We start from the raw sequence: 6,327 nt of genomic DNA on the forward strand, positions 1-6,327 counted from the left end.
CCGGACTATTAAAAGCGATAACGCGCTTCCGCGGTTACATAACGGCGCTCACCATAGAAACAGTCACCACGACTCAAACAGGAGGTTGTGTGAATCTCATCGGTAAGATTTTTCGCATTCAGTTGCAACTCCCAGTTGGCCACAGTGTAACCGATGGTCGCATCGTACAATACATAGGAGGGGTTATCGGTGGGGAAATCCGCAAATATGGCATCATAAAAGGCGATCAATGCGGGATTGCCGCCCGCGCTCTGCACCGCAATATCGCGGTTCTTATCGATACCCGTATAGCTATCGCCCACATAGCGGGCGCCAAGCCCCAGGGACAGGCCCGGCACCCAGTCGCTAAAATCGTAGTTACCCCACAGTGAAAGCTGCTCCTCCGGCACCGCCTCCAACTCGGTACCAACCTCGTAAAACGCAAGGCTCCTGGTCACTTCGGTATTTATATGACTGTAATTGCCCACCACAGCCAGCTTGCCCCACTGGCCGCCGACCTCCAGTTCGACACCGTCAATCTCTACCTCTCCGGTTTGCACAAAAATACCGTCCTGCCCCGCGGTGAGCCGGTTTCTCTGCACAATTTCGTAGGCCGAGGCCGTAATCAGGATACTGGTGCCCTGTGGCTGAAACTTGAGGCCGGCTTCCACCTGCTCCCCCTCTACCGGTTTAAAGGAACGGCTCAGACCATTGGGATCGGAAACTATGGGTTCGAAAGACTCGGAATAGCTGATATAAGGGGAAATGCCATTTTCAAACGCATACATCATACCGAAGCGCTTGGTGACAGCATCCTCTTTCTGCGGCCGGGTGTCCGCACCTGGATTATTACTGTCCACCTGGGATCTGGTCCCGTCCCTGCGAATCCCCGCATTGAAGATAAGGTTCCCTAGGTTGGCCTGGTCCTGCAGGTAAAAGCCCAACTGCTCGGCATCCGTGTTCGACTCGCTCCGCGGCAATTGCTCCAGCCCTTCCGGCACAAAACCGTACACAGGTGCAAAAATATCGATAGTTCCGCCAAGACCACGCCGCCTTAATACGCTGTTGTTCACCTCGGCATCCTGGCTGTCCAGGCCGAAGGACACCTGGTGTTGCAGCGGCCCCGTAGAAATTTTTCCGGACAGGCGCAGGTCAAAAATCAGCAGATCGCTGCTGGCATCGCTCATATAGACAGTCCGCGACACTTCGCGAATATCCTTTTGCAGACGCAGCGCAGAAGTAAAGTCGGCGTACATGGAGTTGTAGTCAACCTCACCTTCGGAGTAGCGCAGTCCCGCATTCAGGCCCCAGTTTTCGCTGAACCGGTGATCCACCCACAAACTATAGGCTGTCTGTTCCGTATCGTACTTGTCCCAACCGGGTTCGCTCAGGAAAACATCCGTGGGAATGCGACCATTGACATTGTCTATCCGGGTACCACCCCAGGGCAGAAAAGCGGCGGTGGTACCGGACTCGTCTTTTTGGTAATTGGCCAGGAAGGTAATTTCCGTATTGGCGTTCGGACGCCAGGAAATAGAGGGCGAAAAGAGGTTGCTGTTGTCCTCTACGTAATTGACTTGCGCATCCGCGTCGCGGCTGTAGCCCACCAGTCGGTAGAGCCAGGCCCCATCGCTGTCCAGTGCCCCGGTCACGTCGCCGGCCACTACCTTGCGGTCGTAGTCACCCGCCTGCAGCAAAAATTCACCGCCGAACTCACTCTTCGGGCGCTTGGAAACCAGGTTCACAATACCCCCGGTGGAGCCCTGGCCGTAAAGTACCGAGGAGGGTCCTTTGAGGACTTCTACCCGGTCAAATGCGTAGAGGTTCGCCCGGGAACTGGTATAACTGCCAAAAATGGACTGAAGGCCATCGATAAATAGTACCGGGTCCACACCTCTGACTGTGGACCAGTCACCCCGGGCATCCACTCCAAACAGGCCACCGTTCACCCCGGCTGAATACTGCAATACATCCTGCACAGACTTTGAACCGGTGACATCAAAGAAATCCCTGTCATACAGGGAAATAGAGAAGGGAGTCTCATCCACCGGAACATCCAGTTTACCGATCGAGGTCTCTCGCGACAGATCGAATTTGCCGGTTACGCTGACCTCTTCCAGGCCCGCACCGCCGCTCTCCGACGCCATCACTCCTGTAGAGCAGGCAGAAGCGACAGCCAACGGCAACAGTGCGCGTCTGAAGCCGGTTACCCGGGGGAAAATTTGCGGTCGCTTGGATTGGATTTTGTCCATGAAAGTCCCTCAATAGGCAAAGAGATCTACACCGATACACAGTTCGACGGTGTATGAGCGAATTTTCGCGCATACTAATACTAATCATTCTCACTTGCAATATTGCTACACTCTTCCTGCCGATAATTTCCCGCGGGTAAGGCTTTGCTCCTGACAAAAAGGCTGGGAGTCAAACAATTGGACAGGGGGGGGAACCACACGGGATGCCACATCTGTTGGCATTTCGAAATACAGTGACTGCTGGACGCCTGTTTACCCGGTCGCTCCATCAGTTGCCGGGTTGATGGGGAACAAGGATGCGCCACCACCGGGCTAACCCGGATATTTCATGATCCAGCCTAGAGCACAGTATTTTCTTCTGACTCTCGAAGATCCGCGATCGTAGGCCATTAATTGATCTACTCGACCGCAGAGTAACCAGTTCCAGTTCTGCCGGGCGCAATTGCCCCTTACCCCATTCTTTATTCCGTGCCGGAGCAGCACTCTTTCACCTATATAGGCATCAGTCTCGCCGCTGCCTTGCAGAAGATTTCTCTGTCTGGCATTGACGTCGGTAGCAGGAACCGCAGGCGCCGTGTGTTTTTAATCACCACAGCTGCGACCTTGATCAAGCGATTGCGTGAGGTGCCAACCGACGCTTTCGCCAGCGGCGTATTCTTGAGCTGTTCTCGCAACTCTTCGAACAGTATCCAGGCCAATGCCGAGAGCAGTAGCCGTCACTGATTCGGCCACCAGCGGTGGCAGGAAGTGCGGCCCGCGAACAGATCCAATTGCTGATCCTTGTGGCGATACTGGCGAGTGTCTTCGTGCGCTGACACCCTGCTTGCAGGACTGTGTCAAATCGCAGCTGATCGTGATCGTTGAGATCTTCATACCCAGCAGCAATCGCAAGCAAACGCTGTCGTACCAGTTGTTCCGCCTGGTGAGCAACTGAGGAAATGCGACGGGGATCATTAACGACATCGGCCACCGCGTGGGAAAGCCCAAGGCGGCGATCGCATTCACGAAGCAGCAACAAACCGGCATCGGAGGTTAAATCTCCACCAGTGAAGTCTGCGGTGATTTTGCGACGGGAAAGGGATGAAAAACGGATCTCAGGCTGATAGCATTTGGTCACGGCGGAATTTCTTATCAGACTGTTTTAAACACCAGCGATGATAAGACTTTCCGCCGTTCTTGTATCTGAACTCGCGCAAAATCAGGGTTACGCGGCTGACAATTCCAACCTACGTGCTGAGAGCCCGATGCACCTGAGCGGCTTCTACATCGGGGGGGATGCCATCAGAAAGCCACCCACAAAGTGGATCAGGGCCAGAGCGATGCACACGCAGATCAAGGCGACATCACTATTTAAGTATTACTTGATCCTGGTTGCGCAGTCTCAGCTGACTTATTATCGGGCATACCTAAAACAATCGTTAAGATATTCATTACCGTTGGGACAAATGGTACAAATACCAAAACCAAATCGAACACTGCGCCAACGATAGGGAAAGCGGCTAGATAACCTTTGCCAATAGCCTTGCCACGGCTATAAGCCACAAAAGCCATTATGGCATACGATGCGAGCATGAGGATATTCACAGTATTTCCCATATCCCCAATATCTGTACTGTCATCAAATGCAGCGCCAAGAATTGCGAACCTCCATAAATAAGTCAGCACCATGGCGATGAGATAAATTATTAAAAACTTTATATTGCTCATTATTTTCCCCGTAATTTAAAAAGCGGTTGTTCTTAGATTTATAGAAGCAGCCAAGTATAATGGATGGTTTTTTTATCGCAACACTAGCTCGCTAGCCTAGACAACCTTTCATTCACTTTTCTGGTCCAGAATGGCTTGGCTTTTTTGTTGGCCAAGATTTTCCTGTTCTATCTTTCCAGTGTATCGAGGTTAACATACTGAGGCCATCCAAAGGGGGCTTTGTAATCCCGTGTAATCAGTGCTGCTGGATGTTTGATCAATTTGGCGCGTATTGCTTTGCTTTGGTAAATCTGACTGTGTAGTGAGCTGCTGGAACAGCAGGATGCCCAGGATCGAGGCCATTGGGCCTGCGGCCCCTCCAATTCGATCGGCGGCCTCAATATCTGCCGCTATAGGGACAGTGGTAAAATGCCACCCTCTTGAATTGAGCCGATGTCGCTTTAGGTCTGTAACTATGAATACAGATCCAATTTTCGTGGGGCAAACAATTTGATTCTCTATAGTGGCGGTTTAACAGGCAATTACCGTTAAAGATCAAATGAGATAATAGTATTCGGCGCAATTAGTAGATATTGAGTCACGGATAGGGTTCAAAGCAGAGTTTTATGTGTGGCAAGAGGAAAGGGTTTTTTCTCGCCAATGGTAGGTACCATACGTTTGAGATTGCTCGATTGGTCAACGCACTAGCCCGGATATTTCATGATCCAGTCTAGAGCACAGTATTTTCTTCTGACTCTCGAATATCCGTGATTTCAGGCCATTAATTGACCTGCTTGACTGCAACGTAACCAGTTCCAGTTCTGCCGGGCGCAATTGCCCCTTACCCCATTCTTTATTCCGTGCCGGAGCAGCACTCTTTCACCTATATAGGCACCAGTCTCGCCGCTGCCTTGCAGAAGATTTCTCTGTCTGGCATTGACGTCGGTAACAGGAACCGCAGACGCCGTGTATTTTTAATCACCACAGCGGCGACCTTGATCAAGCGATTACGTAAGGTGCCAACTGATGCTTTCGCCAGCGGCGTATTCTTGAGCTGTTCTCGCAACTCTTCGAACAGTACCCAGGCCAATGCTGAGAGCAGTAGCCGCCACTGATTCGGCCACCAGCGGTGGCAGGAAGTGCGGCCCGCGAACAGATCCAATTGCTGATCCTTGATACGGTTTTCCATGTCTCCACGTGCGCAGTACAGCTGGCGGTATAGCGCCTCTCCATCACCGTCCAGATTCGTAGTCACAAACCGGGGATTGAAACCTCCGTGGGTATACTCGGCTTTTCCAATGATGCGTCGCCTGTGCTTCCAACTGCCCGCTGCGTATTGGAAGTCCTTGAACAGGGAGAGCTTGAATGCACCGTTGCGAGACCACTCTTTGGCAAGGTGCATGTAGCCACTGAGCATATATTCCAACCGGTTGTTACGTGCGATACCGACGATGTACTTCACTCCGTGCCGGTCGCACCAGTCCAACATTCGGTGGCGGCAGAAGCCGCTATCACCACGGAAAACGATCTCTACCTCGGGCCACTGCTTACGCAAGGCCTTGACCAGCAGCGCGAGAATCGCCCANGCCAGCGGCGTATTCTTGAGCTGTTCTCGCAACTCTTCGAACAGTATCCAGGCTAATGCCGAGAGCAGTAGCCGCCACTGATTCGGCCACCAGCGGTGGCAGGAAGTGCGGCCCGCGAACAGATCCAATTGCTGATCCTTGATGCGGTTTTCCATGTCTCCGCGTGCGCAGTACAGCTGGCGGTATAGCGCCTCGCCATCACCGTCCAGATTCGTAGTCACAAACCGGGGATTGGAACCTCCGTGGGTATACTCGGCTTTTCCAATGATGCGCCGCCTGTGCTTCCAACTGCCCGCTGCGTATTGGAAGTCCTTGAACAGGGAGAGCTTGAATGCACCGTTGCGAGACCACTCTTTGGCAAGGTGCATGTAGCCACTGAGCATATATTCCAGCCGGTTGTTACGTGCGATACCGACGATGTACTTCACTCCGTGCCGGTCGCACCAGTCCAGCATTCGGTGGCGGCAGAAGCCGCTGTCACCACGGAAAATGAGCTCTACCTCGGGCCACTGCTTACGCAAGGCTTTGACCAGCAACGCGAGAATCGCCCAGCTGTGTTTGGCCCCGTCCTGACGACAGTGCCGCAGATAACTTACCAGCAGGTGCCGTCCGCAGAAGACATAGAGTGGCATGAAACAGTAGCTATCGTAATAGCCATGGAAGAAGCGCTGTTCCTGCTCACCATGTACCGGGATATCGGTCGCATCAAAGTCCAGAATGAGTCGCCGTGGGGGTTTGCTATGTCTGACAATGAACTGGTCCAGCAACACTTTGTGTAGCTCTACCGCAACGGATCGATCCTGCCCCTGCTCGAAGCGGCACAG

3 protein-coding genes and 1 pseudogene are annotated in these 6,327 nt (G+C 52.8%); all 4 read right to left on the reverse strand.

The window, feature by feature from the left end; all coding sequences use genetic code 11:
• Positions 1-8: 8 nt before the first annotated feature.
• Positions 9-2,231: a TonB-dependent siderophore receptor gene (locus ABVT36_RS10570; RefSeq protein ID WP_368456546.1), complete on the reverse strand. Its 2,223-nt coding sequence runs from the start codon at positions 2,229-2,231 to the stop codon at positions 9-11.
• Between the two features lie 491 nt (positions 2,232-2,722).
• Positions 2,723-3,348, reverse strand: a pseudogene (locus ABVT36_RS10575) (transposase).
• A gap of 233 nt (positions 3,349-3,581) precedes the next feature.
• Entirely contained in the window at positions 3,582-3,938 is a 357-nt protein-coding gene (locus tag ABVT36_RS10580) for a hypothetical protein (RefSeq protein ID WP_368456547.1), read from the reverse strand.
• 862 nt (positions 3,939-4,800) lie between these two features.
• Positions 4,801-6,327: IS1380 family transposase (locus tag ABVT36_RS10585; protein ID WP_368456548.1), on the reverse strand; the 1,527-nt coding region annotated here is incomplete at its 5' end.

This window comes from Microbulbifer sp. TYP-18 (assembly GCF_040932045.1).
In the GTDB taxonomy this organism is placed as follows: Bacteria; Pseudomonadota; Gammaproteobacteria; order Pseudomonadales; family Cellvibrionaceae; genus Microbulbifer.